Raw genomic sequence first — 1,100 nt, 5'->3', positions numbered from 1 at the left:
CTGGATGGCTGACAAGGTAGGCGACTAAGCGTTTATTGCCGGGAACATCTTCACGGGCAATGACCACAGTCTGTTGCACCGATGGATGTTGGCTCAGTACTGCTTCCACTTCCGCCAACTCAATGCGAAAGCCACGTATTTTTACTTGGTTATCAATTCGTCCTATGTATTCAATATTGCCATCTACCAAATAACGAGCTAGGTCTCCAGTTTTATAAAGACGTGCATCGGGGTCATCACTCAAGGGGTTTGCAATAAATTTCTCTTGTGTCAATTCTGGGCGATTGAGATACCCTTGTGCTAACCCTGCGCCCCCAATGTGTAACTCTCCTGGTACACCAATAGGCACAGGCTGTAGGTATTGGTCTAGTAGGTAAATTTGGGTATTGCTCAATGGGCAACCTATGGGGATAGTTGTGGCGGCTGCTGGCAAATCTTCTACTAAGTACCAAGAAGAAAACGTGGTACTTTCTGTAGGTCCATAGACATGAAGCAATCGCTGGGGAGCACCCTGACTCAATACCTCTTGCACCCACTTGGGATCAACAGCCTCGCCGCCAAATAGTAGATATCGCAGACCACTAAATGCCTTGGGAACAAACTGGACTAACTGATTGAATAAAGCTGTGGTCAAGAACAATATGCTGATTTGTTGAGAGTGCAATTGCGCTGCGAATTCTTCCGGCGCCAGGACTACATCTTGAGCAATGATGATTAGCCTAGCTCCATGCAGCAGTGCGCTCCAAATTTCAAAGGTAGTAGCATCGAAAACCGTATTGGCAGCTTGGGCAACTCTGTCATCAGGTGTTAATTGCATGTAGTTGGTGTTAAACACTAATCGATTAACAGCCTGATGGGGAACAGCAACTCCCTTTGGTTTGCCTGTGGAACCGGATGTGTAAATGACGTAAGCTAGGTTGTTAGCTGTGGCATTGCTGTTGGGATTATCCGGTTTTTGTTGGTGAATTGTCTGCCACTCAGTATCCAAACAAACAAGTTGTACTTGATGCTTTTGTAATTTCTCGACTAGTCGCTGTTGCGTCAGTACTACCTGAACCTGAGTGTCTGTGAGCATGAAGCTTAAGCGTTCTTGAGGATAA

The 1,100-nt window shown here is 46.0% G+C and carries 1 protein-coding gene; it reads right to left on the bottom strand.

Annotated features, from left to right (window positions below):
* The coding region (locus IQ246_RS29760; RefSeq protein WP_194006868.1) for an amino acid adenylation domain-containing protein at positions 1–1,100 on the bottom strand (1,100 nt) is incomplete at both ends.

This window comes from aff. Roholtiella sp. LEGE 12411, assembly GCF_015206995.1.
Classification (GTDB): Bacteria; Cyanobacteriota; Cyanobacteriia; order Cyanobacteriales; family Nostocaceae; genus Komarekiella.
This window is presented reverse-complemented; position numbering and strand designations above follow the sequence as displayed.